Here is a 17,227-nt window from a genome sequence, read left to right as displayed (position 1 = left end):
GGCCCGCTCAGCGGGCCATGATGAGGCTCATCGCCTCCGCCCGGGTGGCCGGGTCGCGCAGCTGGCCGCGGACGGCCGAGGTGAGGGTCTTGGCGCCGGGCTTGCGCACCCCGCGCATGGTCATGCACATGTGCTCGCACTCGACCACCACGATCACCCCGCGCGGCTCCAGTATCCGCATCAGGGAGTCGGCGATCTGGGTGGTCAGCCGCTCCTGGACCTGGGGGCGGCGGGCGTAGACATCGACCAGCCGGGCCAGCTTGGACAGCCCGGTGATCTTGCCGTCGTGGGACGGGATATAGCCCACATGGGCCACGCCCACGAAGGGCACCAGGTGGTGCTCGCAGGAGGACATCACCTCGATGTCCTTCACCAGCACCATCTCGTCGTGGCCCAGGTCGAAGGTGGTGGTCAGGACGTCCTCGGGCACCTGGCGCAGCCCCGCGAAGATCTCCTTGTACGCGCGGGCCACCCGGCCCGGGGTCTCGCGCAGCCCCTCCCGGTCGGGGTCCTCACCGACGGCGATCAGCAGCTCGCGGATCGCGTTCTCGGCGCGCTTCTCGTCGAACACGCCAATGGGGCTCTCGCCGTCCAGCGTCACCGGGTCGGTCATGGAGCTGCCTCGTTCCTCACATACGCACACGAACGCGAAAATGCCGCGTCCAACAGGCTAGAACCTGATGGACGCGGCATTCATTCCGGGTCACCGGGAGCGGAGGCCGCCCCCGGTGGCGGGGATCAGTTCTCCGAGCCGGAGCCCGAGCCCTCAGGACGCTCGACGCTGTCCTCCGGGGCGGTGCTCTTGGTCAGCGAGGCCGCCGAGGTGGGCTGGGCGCCGTTGGCCGGGGCCAGCTCCTTGGGGGAGAGCACCGGCGGACGGGTGGAGGGCGTACGCCGCGAGGAGCCGGTCCACGCCGGGCGGGCCGGCCGCTTGACGACCGGGGCGAAGATCTCGGCGATCTCCTCCTTGTTCAGCGTCTCCTTCTCCAGCAGCGCCAGCACCAGGTTGTCCAGGACGTCCCGGTTCTCGACGAGGATCTCCCACGCCTCGTTGTGCGCGGCCTCGATGAGCTTCTTGACCTCCTCGTCCACCAGCGCGGCGACCTCTTCGGAGTAGTCGCGCTGGTGAGCCATCTCACGGCCGAGGAACGGCTCGGAGTTGTCGGAGCCGAACTTGATCGCGCCGAGCCGCTCGGTCATGCCGTACTGCGTGACCATCGCGCGGGCCGTGGCGGTGGCCTTCTCGATGTCGTTGGACGCGCCCGTGGTCGGGTCGTGGAAGACGAGCTCCTCCGCCGCCCGGCCGCCCATCATGTAGGCGAGCTGGTCCAGCATCTCGTTGCGCGTGGTCGAGTACTTGTCCTCGTCGGGCAGGACCATGGTGTAGCCCAGGGCCCGGCCTCTGGAGAGGATCGTGACCTTGTGCACCGGATCGCTGTTCGGAGACGCCGCCGCGACCAGGGCGTGACCGCCCTCGTGGTACGCGGTGATCTTCTTCTCCTTGTCGCTCATGATCCGGGTCCGCTTCTGCGGACCAGCCACGACGCGGTCGATCGCCTCGTCCAGGAAGTGGTTGTCGATCAGCTTCTTGTCACTGCGGGCCGTCAGCAGGGCGGCCTCGTTCAGCACGTTCGACAGATCGGCACCGGTGAAGCCGGGGGTGCGGCGGGCGACGGCCGACAGGTCGACGTCCGGGGCGACCGGCTTGCCCTTCTGGTGGACCTTGAGGATCTCCAGCCGGCCCTGCATGTCCGGGCGGTCGACGGCGATCTGCCGGTCGAAGCGGCCCGGGCGCAGCAGCGCCGGGTCGAGGATGTCGGGCCGGTTGGTGGCGGCGATCAGGATGACCCCGCCCTTCACATCGAAACCGTCCATCTCGACGAGCAGCTGGTTCAGCGTCTGCTCGCGCTCGTCGTGGCCGCCGCCCATGCCCGCGCCGCGGTGCCGGCCGACGGCGTCGATCTCGTCGACGAAGACGATGGCCGGGGCGTTGGCCTTGGCCTGCTCGAACAGGTCGCGGACCCGGGAGGCACCCACACCCACGAACATCTCGACGAAGTCGGAGCCGGAGATCGAGTAGAAGGGGACACCCGCCTCGCCCGCGACGGCGCGCGCGAGCAGCGTCTTACCCGTACCGGGCGGGCCGTAGAGCAGCACACCCTTGGGGATCTTGGCGCCCACGGCCTGGAACTTCGCCGGCTCCTGGAGGAACTCCTTGATCTCCTGGAGCTCCTCGACCGCCTCGTCGGCCCCCGCCACATCGGTGAAGGTCGTCTTCGGCGTGTCCTTGGTGATGAGCTTGGCCTTCGACTTGCCGAAGTTCATCACCCGGGAGCCGCCGCCCTGCATCTGGTTCATCAGGAACAGGAAGACCACGACGATCAGCACGAACGGGAGCAGCGAGAGCAGGATCCCGACGAAGGGGTTCTGCTTCGACGTCGAGACGTTGTACCCATCGGGGATCCCATTGGGCTTCTGAGCGTTGGCCTGCAGAGTCTTGGCGAGATCAACGCCCTGGTCACCGATGTAGGTGGCCTGGAGCTTGTTGCTGCCCGAGATCTTGGCGACGTTGTCCTTGAGCTCGATCTTTACCTTGTGCTCGTCGCCGGTCGTCAGTTCGGCGGACTGGACCTGGTTCTGGTTGATCGCCTTGACGACCTGACTGGTGTCCACCGACTTGTAGCCGCCGGACGAGCCGACGACCTGCATCAACACGACCACGGCGAGGACGGCCAGCACGATCCACATGACCGGCCCACGGAAGTAGCGCTTCACGTCCATCCATACGGGGCGAAGTCGCCCCGTCCCTCCTGCCACAGTGAGGCACGGCAGCCCTGGAGGGGCGCCTGTGCGTGCGGTGTATTGCGGTGTATTTGCGGTGTATGAGCTGTGTAATCCTCAGTCTCGAAAAAGACTGACCTTCGGACGGTACCCCAGCATTGTCACCCGACGCCGCCGTGGACTGTTAACGAAACCGCCTTCCCCTGCTCCAACGGCGGAAAACCCCGCCGGGTTCCCAGGGGGCGGCCGCGCCCGTCAGCCGCCGTAGACGTGAGGGGCCAGGGTGCCGACGAACCGCAGGTTCCGGTACTTCTCGGCGTAGTCCAGGCCGTAGCCGACGACGAACTCATTGGGGATGTCGAAGCCGACCCACTTCACCTCGATGGCGACCTTGGCCGCCTCCGGCTTGCGCAGCAGGGTGCAGACGTTCAGCGAGGCCGGCTCGCGCGAGCCCAGGTTCGACAGCAGCCACGACAGCGTCAGTCCGGAGTCGATGATGTCCTCGACGATCAGGACGTGCTTGCCCTTGATGTCGGTGTCCAAGTCCTTCAGGATACGCACCACGCCGGAGGACTGGGTGCCCGCGCCGTAGGACGATACGGCCATCCAGTCCATGGTGACGGGCGTGGAGAGGGCACGCGCCAGATCCGCCATCACCATGACCGCGCCCTTGAGCACGCCGATGATCAGCAGATCCTTGCCCGCGTACTCCTCGTCGATGGCGGCGGCCAGCTCGGCCAGCTTCGCGTTGATCTCTTGCTCGGTGATGAGGACCGACTTGAGGTCGGTGCCCATGTCCTTGTCGTCCACCCGCGCCACTCTCGTTCGACTACCGGCTCGTCTGGCTCGGGCGGATCAGCCCTGCCGGATGACCAGTCTGCCACCCTCCCGGCGGACCTCGACGCGGCCGGGGAGGTTGATGGCCCGCTGCCCGCGCCAGCCGGTGATCAGCCGGTCCACCTCTTCGATGTGGCGGGCGAAGAGCGAACCGGCGGGCGCGCCCGCGGCGATGGCGGCCCGGCGCAGCACCCGGCGGCGGACGGCGGTGGGCAGTCCGTGCAGGCCGACGGTGTCGAGGTGCACGGCCTGCGCGCCACCGGCCGCCGCCGGTGCGGTGGTCATCACATCGGCCTCGGCGCGCGCGGCCCAGGCGTCGAGGGCGTCGGCGTCGTCACGGGAGAGCTGGGCGGTGCGGGCGAGCGCCTCGACGACGCCCTTGCCCAGCGCCTTCTCCAGGATGGGCAGCGCCTCGTGGCGGACCCGGGAGCGGGTGTAGGAGGGGTCCACGTTGTGCGGGTCGTCCCAGACGGGCAGCGACTGGGCCAGGCACGCCTCGCGCACGGTGTGCCGGTCCAGCTGGAGGAAGGGGCGGCGGTAGCGGCCGCCGGTGCCGGAGACCCAGGCCATGCCGGACAGCGAGCGGGTGCCGGAGCCGCGGGCGAGGCCCAGCAGAACCGTCTCGGCCTGGTCGTCACGGGTGTGGCCGAGCAGCACCGCGGCGGCGCCGTGGCGCTCGGCGGCGGCGTCCAGCGCGGCATAGCGGGCGTCCCGCGCGGCGGCCTCGGGGCCGCCGCTCCGGCCGACGGACACGGCGATCGCCTCGACCGGCGCCAGGCCCAGGGCCCGCATCCGGTCGGCGACCTCGGCGGCGCGGGCGTCGGACCCCTGCTGGAGGCCGTGGTCGACGGTGACCCCGCCGGCGCGCAGCCCGGCCCGCGGGGCCTCGAAGGCGAGGGCGGAGGCGAGCGCCATGGAGTCGGCGCCGCCCGAGCAGGCGGCGAGCACGAGCGGTGCGTCGTCCCGCGGGGCGGAGCCGCGGGGGCCGGGGGCCGGAGCCGACGAGGAGGGAGAGGAGGGAGCGGAGGGCGACGAGGCGGCCGGGGGCGCGGCCGATTGGGCGACGAGGATGTCGTGGAGGACGCGGCGGACCGCGAGGCGTATCGCGGCGACCGCTGGATGGGGACCCATGTCCGTTTCCCATCTGTCATTCGAGGGGGTGCCTCGGGGGGTGCGAGGAGTACGAGCGGTACGAGCTTTTCGTCACGCTGCGTATGTCGATGGTGACAGAAGCGAGCTGTTCCCCGAGCATCGCACGCCTACCCGTCGCCAACGGTCCCTCGGACGAGTGATTAAAGGGGGCGTTCGTCCGTTTCCGTGTGTGCCGGGTGTGTGCCGGTTCTAGGACTCCGCCTTGCGGTGCACCCGCGCGACCCACTCGGCGGGTTTGCTGATCTCCGCCTTGGTCGGCAGCGTGTTGGGCGAGGTCCAGACCCGGTTGAAGCCGTCCATGCCGACCTGGTTCACCACCGCCCGTACGAACCGCTCCCCGTCACGGTACTGCCGCAGCTTGGCGTCGAGCCCCAGCAGCTTGCGCAGCGCCTGGTCCAGCCGGCCCGCGCCGCTCGCCCGGCGCTTCTGGAACTTCTCCCGGATCTCCGCGACGGACGGCACGACCTCCGGCCCCACCCCGTCCATGACGTAGTCGGCGTGCCCCTCCAGCAGCGACATCACCGCGGTCAGACGGGCCAGGATCTCCCGCTGGACCGGGGTCTGGACCAGCTCGATGATGCTGGGCGCGCCGCGCCCGTCCGCCTCGTCCCCCTCGTCGGCGGGACGGCCGCCGCTCAGCGACTGGACGGCCTCGCGGACCCGCTCCAGCAGGGTGGCCGGGTCCACGTCGGTCTCGCCGAGGAACGCCTGGATCTCGGACTCGATGTGGTCACGCAGCCAGGGCACGGCGGTGAACTGGGTGCGGTGGGTCTCCTCGTGCAGCGCGACCCACAGCCGGAAGTCGTGCGGGGCCACGTCGAGTTCGCGCTCCACGTGGACGATGTTGGGCGCCACCAGCAGCAGCCGGCCGCCGCCCGGGGAGCCGGGCAGCTCGCGGGTCGCGGGCGCGAACGTCTCGTATTGGCCGAGCACCCGGGAGGCCAGGAAGGACAGCAGCATCCCCAGCTCGACCCCGGTCACCTTGCCGCCGACCGCGCCCAGCACGGCCCCGCCGGGCAGTCCGCCGCGCCGGTCCTGCACCTTGCCGAGCAGCGGTTTGAGGATCTGCCGGAAGCCCGCCACGTTCGCCCTGATCCAGCCCGCGCGGTCCACCACGAGGACGGGGGTGTCGGAGGCCGGGCCGCCGGAGACGGCCATCCGGGTGAAGGCGCGGACGTGCTCCTCCGAGGACTTGGCGTGCCGGCGCAGCTCCGCGACGACCGCGCGCGCCTCCTCGCGGCTCACCTCGGGCCCTGGGCGCACCAGCCGGGTCGCGGTCGCGACCGCGAGGTTCCAGTCGACCATCTCCACACCACCGATGCTCGTCATGGCTTCACGGTACGTGGCCCGCGCCCCATCCGGGAGGACACCGGGGGTCCGCACAGGCGGCCACCCCGCGTCCTGGGCACCCCTCGGCTCAGCGGCAGCCGCAGTTGGCGAGGGCCGAGGCCATCCGGTCCAGGGCGCGCTGGGCGCCGGTGGCATCGGTGGTGCCGTTGGTCAGATACGCGAAGACCAGCAGCCGGCCGTCCGCGTCCACGACCGAGCCCGCGAGGCTGTTGACCCCGGTGAGGGTGCCGGTCTTGGCGCGGACCACGCCCCGGCCGACCGCGTCCTGGGCGTAGCGGGTGCGCAGGGTGCCGGTGAATCCGGCCACCGGCAGCCCGGTGAGCAGCGGCCGCAACTCGGGGTGGTCGCGGTCGGCGGCGCGCACCAGCACCTGGGCGAGCAGCCCGGCGGAGACGTGGTCGGCGCGGTCGAGCCCGCTGCCGTCCGCGATCCGGGCACCGCCCAGCGGCAGCTCGAGCTTGCGCAGCCGCTGGGTCACGGCCTTCGCGCCGCCCGCGAAGCTGGCGGGCTCGCCCGCGGCGAGGGCGGTCTGCCGGGAAAGGGCCTCGGCGATGTCGTTGTCGCTGGTGGTCAGCATCCGCTCGACGAGCGAGGACAGCGGCTGGGAGCGGACGGAGGCCACCGTACGGGCGCCCTTGGCGGCCCCGCGGGCCCGGGGCTCGCCCTTCACCTCGACCCCGCGGTCGCGCAGCATCGCGGCGAAGGCGCCGGCCGCGTCGGCGGCCGGGTCCTCGCCGCGCGGGGCCGGGCCGTGGTCGCTGTCGTCCTTACGGCCCTCATCGGCCATCAGGGGGACGACGGGCGAGAGGTTCTCGTTGGGGCCGATGGGGTGGAGCTTCGGCCCGGAGTAGAGCGAGGTGTCGTAGCCGAGCCGGTAGGGGCCCGCGCCGCGCTTCTTCAGGGCGCGGGCGGTGGCATCGGCCAACTGGCGGAGCGCGGCGGGGTGGTCGTTCCCCTTGACGGCCCGCGCGGTGAGCGTGGGGTCGCCGCCGCCGACCAGCACGATGTCGTCCCGGCCCGCGCCCGCCACGACGCTGGTCCTGATGCGGTGGTCCGGGCCGAGGGCGGAGAGGGCCGCGGCGCCGGTCGCGAGCTTGATCGTGGAGGCGGGGACGATGGCCGTGCCCGCCTTGGCGCCGAACACCTGCTGACCGGTGGTCACGTCCATCACCGCCACCGAGCGCTCACCGCCCAACGCGGAGTCCTTCAGCAGCGGTTCGAGCGTGTCGGCGAGCCCCGCCCCGGTGGGCGGCGGCACGGCGTCGCCGCCGCTGTCCGACGACCGGGGCGCGGGCTGCGCGCCGAGCGCCGCCAGGACGGGCGGGGCGCTGGGCGCGGGCCGCCCCGGGCCGCCGTGCCGCTCGCCCGGGACGCCGTCCTCGGTGGCGCGGGCGCGTTCGGCCGTCCGCTGACCGCCGTCCCAGGGCCCGGCCACCAGCACCGACACCACGGCGACCACCAGGCCGGTCGCGGCGGAGACCGCGACCAGTTGCCATGTCCGCTGCTGTTCGCGGGGCGTATGACGCCATTCGCGCCGAACACGGGCGCGCACGCGGTGCCACTCGCGCAGCCCACGCCCGCGCATCCGGTCCAACTCGCGCAGCCCACGCCCGCGCATCCGGTCCAACTCGCGTCGCCCACGGCTCAGCCGGTGGCTCAGCCACTCCCTGACCTGCCACGATCGGGCTTCAGGCACGACCGACCAGCCCCTTTCGCCACCACACACCTGCGTGGGGGACACTTAATCACCAGACGTATGTGTTGATCATGGAGGAGCCACCCGTGGAGTTCGACGTCACCATCGAGATCCCGAAGGGTTCGCGGAACAAGTACGAGGTGGACCACGAGACGGGTCGCATCCGCCTTGACCGGCGACTCTTCACGTCGACCAGCTACCCCGCGGACTACGGCTTCGTCGAGAACACCCTCGGCGAGGACGGTGACCCGCTGGACGCACTGGTCATTCTCGACGAGCCGACGTTCCCCGGCTGCCTGATCAAGTGCCGCGCCATCGGCATGTTCAGGATGACCGACGAGGCGGGCGGCGATGACAAGCTGCTTTGCGTACCGGCCTCGGACCCCCGGGTGGAGCATCTGCGTGATATTCACCACGTTTCAGAGTTCGACCGCCTGGAAATCCAGCACTTCTTCGAGGTCTACAAGGACCTGGAGCCGGGGAAGTCGGTCGAGGGGGCCAACTGGGTGGGCCGCGCCGAGGCCGAGGCCGAGGTGGAGGCGTCCATCAAGCGTCTCGAGGCCGCCGGCGGCCACTGAGTTCTGATCACTCTGATCACGCCGGGAGGGCGGGGCACCGTGCGGGTGCCCCGCCCTCCCGCGTTTCCGGGTCCTGAGGCCCGGGACGGCGGCGGTCTCCGGGACCGGGGTGGCGGTGGTCTCCGGGGCCGGGCCGACAGCGGTCCCCCGGCCCGGGACGACGGCCCGGGGTCCCGGTCAGAAGCCCCGCGTGCGCTTGGCGGCGCGACGGCCGGAGGGGTCGGTGTCCCCGCCGGGGATCTTCAGGAAGAGGCGCGCGGCCTCGCCTCCCAGGTTCACCCCTATGGCGATCGCCAGGGCCAGTGCCGCCGCCTGGGTGAGGTGCGGAATGCCGCGGTCCAGGTTGCCCTGGGCCAGCGCGAGCAGCCCGAAGTAGGTCGCGCTACCGGGCAGTAGGGGCCCTATCGCCGCCGTGACGTACGGCAGCGCCGAGGCGTATCGATACCGCGAGAGCAGCTGACCGAAGAGGCCGACCAGCCCGGCGGCCACGGTCGTGGCGGCCACCGGCGGGACGTTGGCGGTGTCGGCCAGCGCGCCGTAGACCACCCAGGCGACCCCGCCGTTGAGCGTGGCGAACAGCACGGTGTGGCGTTCCTGCTGGAGCAGGATGCAGAAGGTCAGCGCGAGCAGCATCGCCGCCAGGATCTGGATGTACGGCCGCTCCACATGGCGCAGCGCCGCCTCCGGGTTGAGCTTGGCGTCGAGCTGGAGACCCCCGTAGAGCACCGTGAGCACCCCGCAGACGATGCCGACGATCAGATAGCCGACCTCCAGCAGGCGCGCCGCCGCGGTGATGTAGTAGCCGGTCAGCCCGTCCTGGACGCCCGCGACCAGCGCCCGCCCGGGGATCAGCGCGAACAGCCCACCGGTGATCACGGCGGACGCCTGGAGCCCGGAGTTGGCGAGGCTGAGCGCCACCCCGATCGCGGCGGGCGGCATCGCCGCGGCCACGAACTGGTAGAACTCCGGAAGCCCGCGCCCGGAGGCCAGCCACGCCAGCCGGTCGCCGAGCATCGCGCCGAGGGCCGCCGCGAAGAAGACCGGCCAGTCACCGCCGACCAGCATGCTCGCCGCGCCGGCCAGCCCGCCGCCGGCCACGGTGAGCGCCCAGCCGGGGTAGGGGTGGCGGTTACGGCGTATCTCGGCGAGCCGCCGGTACGCCTCCTCCAGCGTGAAGTCGTCCCGCGAGGTGATGTCGTCCACGAGCCGGAAGACCGCGGACAGCCGGGTGTAGTCGGTGCCCCGGCGCCGTACGGTCCGGCTGGCGGTGACCGGGTCGTCGACCAGCGAGGGCTGGTAGCTGACCGACAGCAGGGTGAAGGTGACGGTCGGCTCGCAGCGGTCGAGCCCGTACGCGTGCGCCACGCCGAGCATCGCCGCCTCGACGTCCTCGGCCCCCTCGCCGCCCGCGAGCAGCAGCTCGGCGATGCGGAGGGTGAGGTCGAGCACACGCGGCACGGCCGGGCCCGTCTCGTCCTGCCGCTCGACGCGCTCGGGCGTCGGCCGCTCGCTGATCGGCATGCGCAGCATCGTGCGCATCCGGTCCTGCCAGGGGGCGTCCTTGGTCAGCCGGACGATGGGCACGCCGTTCGGCGGGGTGATGACGGGGAAGCCGCCGGTGGTCTGGTTGCTCGAGGGGGTCTTCACCCCGGGGGGCGGTACGAACGCCGAACCCTCGGGCTCGGCGGGGGCCTCCGCCGTCAGCCCGTCGGGGACGGCGAACTCCGACGTCGGGTGCTCGTCCTCGGGCGGCGGCGGCAGGGGTATGCCCAGGGGCGGGGTGAAGGCGCTGTGCGCCTCGTCGGACAGCGGCTTCTGCTGCTCCCCCGTGTCCGTCTCCGCCGCGCTCACGGCACGCGGCGTCTGCTGACGGTCCGACCTCACGTGTCCTCGCTCCTCACCAGCCCTCCCCGTACGGTTCCCAGCAGCCAAGGATGCAACATCGGCGGCCACCGGAGCCCATTGTGCGGTGCGGTGACCGCCGCAGGGGAGGTGGGGCGGTGTGTAACGCGTGTGACGCCCGGCGAAAGAGGTGGAGGAGAGGCGAGGGGAAGAACGGAGGAAACGGGGGAGGCGAGGGAAACAGGGGGCGGGGGAAACGGGGGGCGGGGGAAACGGGGGGCGGGGGATCACCGAGGGCGGCCGACGCCCGCCCCGCGGCTCAGCGCTTGGCGTGGCGCCCGCGCGGCCCCTGGGAGGGCGGCCCCGCGGCCGGTCCCTGCGGCTCCGGCCGCGCGGCGGCCTCCTTCTTCGCCTTGCCGCGGGCCCGCAGGTACTCGATCACGATCGGGATGATCGACAGCAGCACGATCGCGATCAGTATCAGCTCGATGTGCTGATGCACGAAGTCGACCTTGCCGAGCGCCGAGCCGAGCAGGGTGACGCCGGTGCCCCACAACACACCGCCGATGATGTTGAAGATGATGAACGAGCGGTAGTTCATCCGGCTCACGCCCGCGATGATCGGCGTGAACGTCCGCACGATGGGCACGAAGCGGGCGAGGATCAGCGACTTCGGCCCGTGCTTCTCGAAGAACTCATGCGCCTTCTCCACGTTCTCCTGTTTGAAGAGCTTGGAGTCGGGGCGCCGGAACAGCGACGGACCCACCTTCCGGCCGAAGAGATATCCGGCCTGGTCACCGAGGATCGCGGCGACCGCAACGGCGACGCACACCAGCCACAGATCCTGCTTGATCACATTGGTGGTCACCAGCAGGCCGGTGGTGAACAGCAGCGAGTCGCCCGGCAGGAAGAAGCCGATGAGCAGGCCGGACTCCGCGAAAACGATGGCCAGAACGCCGAGCAGACCGAAGGTCTGGATCAGATAGTCCGGGTCCAGCCACTGAGGGCCGAGCGCGAGGGTGGTCACGGGTGAGGCTCCTGGGTCGAGGAATGCAGGCTCGTGCGAGGCCCGGCCGCAGGGTTGGGGCGGACTGAGTGTTCTTCGCAGTGTGCCGCCCAAAGCTATCAACGCCGTGTGCGTCCCCTTGGTTCCCACCGCAAAACCCCGGGGTTGAGGGGCGGAGCCCCGCACGCGGCGGAGCCGCATATCGTCAGGTGCTGGGAAGGGGCGGGGAGGGGGAACGAGCCCGCCGCAGGCGTCACGATCCCTCGGCCCCCCAGCCGTGCCGCTCCGCGTTCGCGAGGATCGCGTCCCGGAGGTAGCCGGCCAGCCCCGGCCTCACCGTGTCGAAGTTCTCCGTGAAGCGGTGGTCCGAGACGTACATCCGGCCCAGGCAGGTGTGCATCTCATGGCCGCACTCGTAGTGGTTGCGGCTGATCCACTGCCGGTGCTCCTCGGCGAGGTCCATCGCCGCCTCGGACTCCGGCGGGGTGCCCGCGCCCATCAGCGCGACGAAGCGGTTGTTGATGTCGTCCCCCTCCTCCAGGATCCGCTTCCAGTCCTCCTTGGTGTACGTGGCCGCCCTGCGCTGGGACTCCTTGTACGCCTCGGTGTTCCCCCAGCGCTGCTCGACCTCCTCCTGGTACTGGTCCGGGTCGACGTCCCCGAAGACCTCGAACTTCTCCTCGGGGGTCAGGTTGATGCCCATCTTCCGCGCCTCCATGGCTCGTTCGACGGCGGCGGCCATCTTCCGCAGCCGCTCGATCCCTTCGGTCAGCAGCTGGTGCTGACGCCGCAGGTGGGCCTGCGGATCGATGTCCGGGTCGTCGAGCAGCACCGCCACCTCCTCGAGCGGAAAGCCGAGCTCCCGGTAGAACAGGATCCGCTGCAGCCGGTCGAGGTCGGCGTCGTCGTAACGCCGGTGTCCCGCCGCGCTGCGGGCGCCGGGGCGCAGCAGCCCGATCTCGTCGTAGTGGTGCAGCGTGCGCACCGTGACGCCGGCGAAGCCCGCCACCTGTCCCACGGAATAGCTCATGGCCGAATCCGCTCTCCTTCTGTTCGGTACGGGTTCCACGGTGCTCCCTCACGTCGCGTGAGGTGCAAGTCCGGATGGCGAAATCGACTGGGCGGCGCGGCGGACCACTGTCATCCTGCCGATCGTGCTGGGGATAACCGATCTTTCGACGTATCTGGCCGGTCTGGCGCTGATCATCCTGCTGCCGGGCCCCAATTCGCTGTATGTGGTGTCGGTCGCGGCCCGCCGTGGCCCCCGTACCGGCTATCGGGCGGCGGCCGGGGTGCTGTGCGGCGACGCCGTGCTGATGGCGCTGTCGGCGGGCGGGGTGGCCTCGCTGCTGCACGCCAGCCCGGTGCTCTTCGCGGTGGTCAAGTTCGCGGGCGCGGGCTATCTGACCTGGCTCGCGGTGGGCATGCTGCGCGGGGCGCGGGCCGTGTGGCGCCGCCGCCCGGGGACCGCGGAGGCGGCCCGGAGCGCGGCGGAGGCGCGGGGCGCGGCCGGGGCCGGGGCCGGGGCCGGGGCCGGGGCAGCCGAGGATACGGCCATGGGGTCCGCCGAGGGCGAGCGTCCGTACCGCCGAGCGCTGGTCATCAGCCTGCTGAACCCGAAGGCGATCCTCTTCTTCATCTCCTTCTTCGTGCAGTTCGTGGATCCGGACTACGCCCATCCCGCGCTGTCCTTCGTGGCGCTGGGCGCCTGGGCGCAGCTGTTCAGCATCACCTATCTGTCGGTGCTGATCTTCAGCGGTACGTATCTGGCGGCCACCTTCCGGCGGCGCCGGCGGCTGCGGGCGGGGCTCTCGGCGGCCGCGGGCACGGCGTTCCTCGGCTTCGCGGCGAAGCTGTCGCTCAGCAGCGCGGGGTAGCCGTGACGCGGTAGCCGCTCCTCAGCGGGCAGGGCGCGGGACGCGGCGCGGGATCGGGGTTTATCTCCGATATGCGCCTAATTTAACGAAGATGGCACTTCACCAAGGCACTCCCGGACGACGCGCCCTCGACGAACGCCCCGAGTTCTCCGTCAATCCGCTCTACGGCGAGGCCAATCCGGCCAGCGGAATGGCCGGCAGGCCCCCGCGCCACCGCCTCCCGGACGAGCCGATGGCGCCCACGACGGCGTATCAGTTCGTCCATGACGAGCTGATGCTGGACGGCAACGCCCGCCAGAATCTCGCCACGTTCGTCACCACGTGGATGGAGCCGCAGGCGGGCACGCTGATGTCCGACTGCCTCGCCAAGAACATGATCGACAAGGATGAGTACCCGCGCACCGCCGAACTGGAGCGGCGGTGCGTGGCGATGCTCGGCCATCTGTGGCACGCGCCCGATCCGGACGCGGTCGTGGGCTGCTCCACCACGGGGTCGAGCGAGGCGTGCATGCTGGCCGGAATGGCCTTCAAACGGCGCTGGGCCAAGCGGAACCCGGTGAGCTATCCGGCCACCGCCCGCCCCAATCTGGTCATGGGCACCAATGTCCAGGTGTGCTGGGAGAAGTTCTGCGCCTTCTGGGAGGTGGAGGCGCGGCAGGTGCCCATGGAGGGCGACCGGTTCCACCTCGATCCCCAGGCCGCCGCCGGGCTGTGCGACGAGAACACCATCGGGGTCGTCGCGGTCCTCGGCTCCACCTTCGACGGCTCCTACGAACCCGTCGCCGAGGTGTGCCGGGCGCTGGACGACCTCCAGGAGCGCACGGGCCTGGACATCCCGGTGCACGTGGACGGCGCCTCGGGCGCGATGGTCGCGCCGTTCCTCGACCCGGACCTGGTGTGGGACTTCCAGCTGCCGCGGGTCGCCTCCATCAACACCTCGGGCCACAAGTACGGCCTGGTCTACCCCGGGGTGGGGTGGGCGCTGTGGCGTTCGCCGGACGCGCTGCCCGAGGAGCTGGTCTTCCGCGTCGACTACCTCGGTGGCGACATGCCCACGTTCTCGCTCAACTTCTCCCGGCCCGGCTCGCAGGTGGCCGCCCAGTACTACACCTTCGTCCGGCTGGGCCGGGAGGGCTATCGCGCCGTTCAGCAGCGGACCCGCGATGTGGCGCGCTCGCTCGCCGAGCGGATCGAGGCGTTCGGGGACTTCACCATGCTCAGCCGCGGCGATCAGCTGCCGGTGTTCGCGTTCACCACGGCGGAGGGGATCCGCGACTTCGACGTCTACGACGTCTCCCGGCGGCTGCGCGAACGCGGCTGGCTGGTGCCCGCGTACACCTTCCCGCCCAACTGGGAGGACCTGTCCGTCCTGCGGGTGGTGTGCCGCAACGGCTTCTCGGAGGACCTCGCCGATCTCTTCCTGGACGACCTGGGCTCGCTGCTGCCCGAGCTGCGATCACAGCCCGCGCCCACGGGGAAGGCCGTCAAGGCGTTCCACCACTGAGCCCGGTGTCTCCGGTCCCGGGGGCGACGGCGGTCGGGACGTCCGGGCCGGGGGTGACCGTGGTCAGAACGTCCGGGCCGGGGGCGACGGCGGTCGGGACGTCCGGGCCGGGGGTGACCGTGGTCAGAACGTCCGGGCCGGGGGCGACGGCGGTCAGAACGTCCGGGCCGGAGGCGACCGTGGTCAGCACGTCCGGGCCGGAGGTGACCGTGGTCAGCACGTCCGGGCCGGAGGTGACCGTGGTCAGCACGTCCGGGCCGGAGGTGACCGTGGTCAGCACGTCCGGGCCGGAGGTGACCGTGGTCAGCACGTCCGGGCCGGAGGTGACCGTGGTCAGCACGTCCGGGCCGGAGGTGACCGTGGTCAGCACGTCCGGGCCGGAGGTGACCGTGGTCAGCACGTCCGGGCCGGAGGTGACCGTGGTCAGCACGTCCGGGCCGGAGGTGACCGTGGTCAGCACGTCCGGGCCGGAGGTGACCGTGGTCAGCACGTCCGGGCCGGAGGTGACCGTGGTCAGCACGTCCGGGCCGGAGGTGACCGTGGTCAGCACGTCCGGGCCGGAGGTGACCGTGGTCAGCACGTCCGGGCCGGAGGTGACCGTGGTCAGCACGTCCGGGCCGGAGGTGACCGTGGTCAGCACGTCCGGGCCGGAGGTGACCGTGGTCAGCACGTCCGGGCCGGAGGTGACCGTGGTCAGCACGTCCGGGCCGGAGGTGACCGTGGTCAGCACGTCCGGGCCGGAGGTGACCGTGGTCAGCACGTCCGGGCCGGGGCCCGGAGCAGCTCGGCCCGGCGCCGGACCGCCTCCAGCGCACCGGGTCTGCGGCCGGGCACCCGGCCCCGCAGCTCGATCAACAGCGGCGCGAGGGCACCGGCCCTGGCCCGGTCCGCCACGAACTGCCACTGGTGGTGCGCCCGGTCCACGGCCCCCTCGACCTCGGGGTGCTCGGCCGGTTCCCCGTTGCCCAGCCGCGCGTCGGCCACCGCGAGCCACAGCTCGCAGGCGCGGGCCGGGTCTCCGGCGATACGGGAGAGATCGGCGCGGACCTCCAGCCAGTGGATCGCCTCGTCGGACCGGGGACCGGCCGTCCGGAGCGCCTCCTGCTCCCAGGCGGCCGCCATCGAGGCCGCCTCGCTGTGCCGCCCCGCGTTGGCCGCCTCGAATATCGCCGCGTGCGTCGAGGCGAGCGGATCGGCCACGGGCGCCCACCCGGGCGGCGGGGGCGCGGGGGCGTGCGTCGGCTGGGGCGGGTGCAGTGATGGGGGCGCCGGTAGGGGGTCGGCGGGGCGGAACGATTCGGGAGGGCCCGGCGGCATGGGCGGCGGCGTAACCGCCACCGGCCCGGCCGCCCCGGCCTCCCCAGCCCATACGGCCTGCCCGGCCTGCCCACTCGATCCGGTCGCCCCGGTCGCCCCGGCCTGCTCGATCGGTCCGCTCAGTCCGGCTGCCCCGGTCGGCCCGGGATGCCCGGCTGCCCGAGTCTGCCCCGTTGCCCCGACTTGCCCGGCTGCCCCGGTCGGCCGGATCTCTCCAGTCTGCCCAGCCGATATGGCCCGCCCACTCGATCCGGCTGCCCCGGTCACCCCGGCCTGCTCGATCGGTCCGCTCAGTCCGGCTGCCCCGGTCGGCCCGGTCGGCCGGATCTCCCCGGCCTGCCCAGCCAATATGGCCCGCCCACTCGCCCCGGCCTGCTCGGGCGGCCCACTCGGTCCGGCTGCCCCGGCCGGCCCCGCCTGCCCAACCGGCCCCGCCTGCCTAGCCAGCCCCGCCTGCTCAACCGGCCCCGCCTGCCCAGTCAGCCCAGCCGGTTCGGCCGCTGGCCCCGCCTGCCAGGTCGCCCCGCGCGGTGTGCTCTGCCCGGGCCATGGGGTGGCCTCCGGGCCAGGAGCGGCGTCCGGGGTTGGGTATGGCTCGCCCGACTCGGCGCCGTCCAGGAGCAGTTCGGGGCCGGTGCCCAGCCCGGCCTCCAGCACGGCGCGCTGGTGCAGTAGCACGAGTGGCGGGCGTTCGGCGACGGCCCGCAGCAGTCCGGCGAACGCGCGGCTGTAGTCCGGCGTGGCCGTCTGCCGCTTGGGCGGGGCGGGTGCCACCGTGCCGTAGAGGGTCAGCCCCGCCGCGAGGGCGGACGGGCCGGCGGTTCGCAGCGGTGGCCAGGCCGTCTCGTCGGCCACCAGGTCGGCGACCACGACGGTGCTGCCCGGCGGGCGCCGGCCGAGCTCGGCGGCCAGCCAGTGCCAGGGCAGCGCCGTGTAGCGGGCGGTCCTCGGCGTCGTACGGGCCAACGCCAGGTGCGGCAGCCGCTGTTTGGCGTCGAGGGTGAGCTGACCCGCGAGATGGACCAGCACCGGGCCCGGGTGCGCGGCGGCGGTCCGCAGATGCGTCAGCACGGTCTGCGGGTCGACCGGGTCCACGAGTTGGACGACGCTGGCGCCGCCGGGCGTGCCCAGCAGCGCCGCCGGTGGCACGGCGGCGAGCTGGGGCAACGCGGCGGCCGCGTCCATCAGTCGCTGTTTGCCGGCCGGACCGGCGGCGAGCAGCAGGGCGTATCCGGGCCCGCTCACCGTCTCCGCCCCCGTGCCCGACCTGTCGTTCCCCATACCTGC

General features: G+C 72.0%; 14 protein-coding genes. 3 read left to right on the top strand and 11 right to left on the bottom strand.

Features of this window, described 5'->3' with window-relative positions; translation table 11 throughout:
- Positions 1–7 precede the first annotated feature (7 nt).
- The 6 genes from folE to dacB all read right to left on the bottom strand — a co-directional run bounded on the left by folE (position 8) and on the right by dacB (position 7,816).
- Positions 8–613, bottom strand: a complete 606-nt coding sequence (gene folE, locus IEJ02_RS10065) for a GTP cyclohydrolase I FolE (protein WP_137978541.1) — start codon at positions 611–613, stop codon at positions 8–10.
- Positions 614–738: 125 nt separating this feature from the next.
- Complete coding sequence (gene ftsH / locus IEJ02_RS10060; RefSeq protein WP_137978542.1) at positions 739–2,781, bottom strand: ATP-dependent zinc metalloprotease FtsH; 2,043 nt, start codon at positions 2,779–2,781, stop codon at positions 739–741.
- 255 nt (positions 2,782–3,036) lie between these two features.
- Positions 3,037–3,576: a hypoxanthine phosphoribosyltransferase gene (gene hpt, locus IEJ02_RS10055; RefSeq protein WP_137980823.1), complete on the bottom strand. Its 540-nt coding sequence runs from the start codon at positions 3,574–3,576 to the stop codon at positions 3,037–3,039.
- Between the two features lie 60 nt (positions 3,577–3,636).
- Positions 3,637–4,749 carry a tRNA lysidine(34) synthetase TilS gene (gene tilS, locus IEJ02_RS10050; protein WP_191064429.1) on the bottom strand — a complete coding sequence of 371 codons (1,113 nt, stop codon included), beginning with the start codon at positions 4,747–4,749 and terminating at the stop codon, positions 3,637–3,639.
- Between the two features lie 210 nt (positions 4,750–4,959).
- Entirely contained in the window at positions 4,960–6,099 is a 1,140-nt protein-coding gene (locus IEJ02_RS10045; RefSeq protein ID WP_191064428.1) for a zinc-dependent metalloprotease, read from the bottom strand.
- Positions 6,100–6,187: 88 nt separating this feature from the next.
- Complete coding sequence (dacB, locus tag IEJ02_RS10040; RefSeq protein ID WP_191064427.1) at positions 6,188–7,816, bottom strand: D-alanyl-D-alanine carboxypeptidase/D-alanyl-D-alanine endopeptidase; 1,629 nt, start codon at positions 7,814–7,816, stop codon at positions 6,188–6,190.
- Positions 7,817–7,902: 86 nt separating this feature from the next.
- Here dacB and IEJ02_RS10035 point away from each other — a divergent pair, with 86 nt between their 5' ends.
- Entirely contained in the window at positions 7,903–8,394 is a 492-nt protein-coding gene (locus IEJ02_RS10035) for an inorganic diphosphatase (protein WP_014061662.1), read from the top strand.
- 177 nt (positions 8,395–8,571) lie between these two features.
- Here the strand turns inward: IEJ02_RS10035 and IEJ02_RS10030 are convergent, their stop codons facing one another.
- The 3 genes from IEJ02_RS10030 to IEJ02_RS10020 all read right to left on the bottom strand — a co-directional run bounded on the left by IEJ02_RS10030 (position 8,572) and on the right by IEJ02_RS10020 (position 12,272).
- Positions 8,572–10,278 (bottom strand): threonine/serine exporter family protein, encoded by a 1,707-nt coding sequence (locus IEJ02_RS10030; RefSeq protein ID WP_191064426.1) that lies wholly within the window; start codon positions 10,276–10,278, stop codon positions 8,572–8,574.
- 277 nt (positions 10,279–10,555) lie between these two features.
- Positions 10,556–11,263 (bottom strand): DedA family protein, encoded by a 708-nt coding sequence (locus IEJ02_RS10025; RefSeq protein WP_191064425.1) that lies wholly within the window; start codon positions 11,261–11,263, stop codon positions 10,556–10,558.
- Between the two features lie 232 nt (positions 11,264–11,495).
- Entirely contained in the window at positions 11,496–12,272 is a 777-nt protein-coding gene (locus IEJ02_RS10020) for a MerR family transcriptional regulator (RefSeq protein WP_191064424.1), read from the bottom strand.
- A 124-nt stretch (positions 12,273–12,396) separates the two neighbouring features.
- On the opposite strand from IEJ02_RS10020, the gene leuE reads away from it, so the two are divergent.
- Complete coding sequence (gene leuE, locus IEJ02_RS10015; RefSeq protein ID WP_191064423.1) at positions 12,397–13,119, top strand: leucine efflux protein LeuE; 723 nt, start codon at positions 12,397–12,399, stop codon at positions 13,117–13,119.
- A 91-nt stretch (positions 13,120–13,210) separates the two neighbouring features.
- Positions 13,211–14,623, top strand: a complete 1,413-nt coding sequence (gene gad / locus IEJ02_RS10010) for a glutamate decarboxylase (protein ID WP_191064422.1) — start codon at positions 13,211–13,213, stop codon at positions 14,621–14,623.
- On the opposite strand, the gene IEJ02_RS10005 is transcribed toward gad, so the two are convergent.
- Entirely contained in the window at positions 14,604–15,383 is a 780-nt protein-coding gene (locus tag IEJ02_RS10005) for a hypothetical protein (protein WP_191064421.1), read from the bottom strand. The genes gad and IEJ02_RS10005 overlap by 20 nt on opposite strands.
- A complete protein-coding gene (locus IEJ02_RS10000) occupies positions 15,377–17,221 on the bottom strand; it encodes a collagen-like domain-containing protein (RefSeq protein ID WP_191064420.1) in 1,845 nt (614 codons plus the stop codon). The genes IEJ02_RS10005 and IEJ02_RS10000 overlap by 7 nt, the downstream gene beginning before the upstream one ends.
- Positions 17,222–17,227: the final 6 nt, after the last annotated feature.

This window comes from Streptomyces sp. 5-10 (assembly GCF_014712245.1).
Taxonomy (GTDB): domain Bacteria; phylum Actinomycetota; class Actinomycetes; order Streptomycetales; family Streptomycetaceae; genus Streptomyces; species Streptomyces violaceusniger.
The sequence above is the reverse complement of the archived record's forward strand: the minus strand, read 5'-3'. Positions and strand labels throughout refer to the sequence as shown.

Bases quoted from the DNA above. Each gene is read 5' to 3' on its own strand.
- folE (WP_137978541.1), bottom strand. From the start codon at position 613: ATGACCGACCCGGTGACGCTGGACGGCGAGAGCCCCATTGGCGTGTTC.
- ftsH (WP_137978542.1), bottom strand. From the start codon at position 2,781: ATGGACGTGAAGCGCTACTTCCGTGGGCCGGTCATGTGGATCGTGCTG.
- hpt (WP_137980823.1), bottom strand. From the start codon at position 3,576: ATGGGCACCGACCTCAAGTCGGTCCTCATCACCGAGCAAGAGATCAAC.
- tilS (WP_191064429.1), bottom strand. From the start codon at position 4,749: ATGGGTCCCCATCCAGCGGTCGCCGCGATACGCCTCGCGGTCCGCCGC.
- IEJ02_RS10045 (WP_191064428.1), bottom strand. From the start codon at position 6,099: ATGACGAGCATCGGTGGTGTGGAGATGGTCGACTGGAACCTCGCGGTC.
- IEJ02_RS10020 (WP_191064424.1), bottom strand. From the start codon at position 12,272: ATGAGCTATTCCGTGGGACAGGTGGCGGGCTTCGCCGGCGTCACGGTG.
- gad (WP_191064422.1), top strand. From the start codon at position 13,211: ATGGCACTTCACCAAGGCACTCCCGGACGACGCGCCCTCGACGAACGC.
- IEJ02_RS10000 (WP_191064420.1), bottom strand. From the start codon at position 17,221: ATGGGGAACGACAGGTCGGGCACGGGGGCGGAGACGGTGAGCGGGCCC.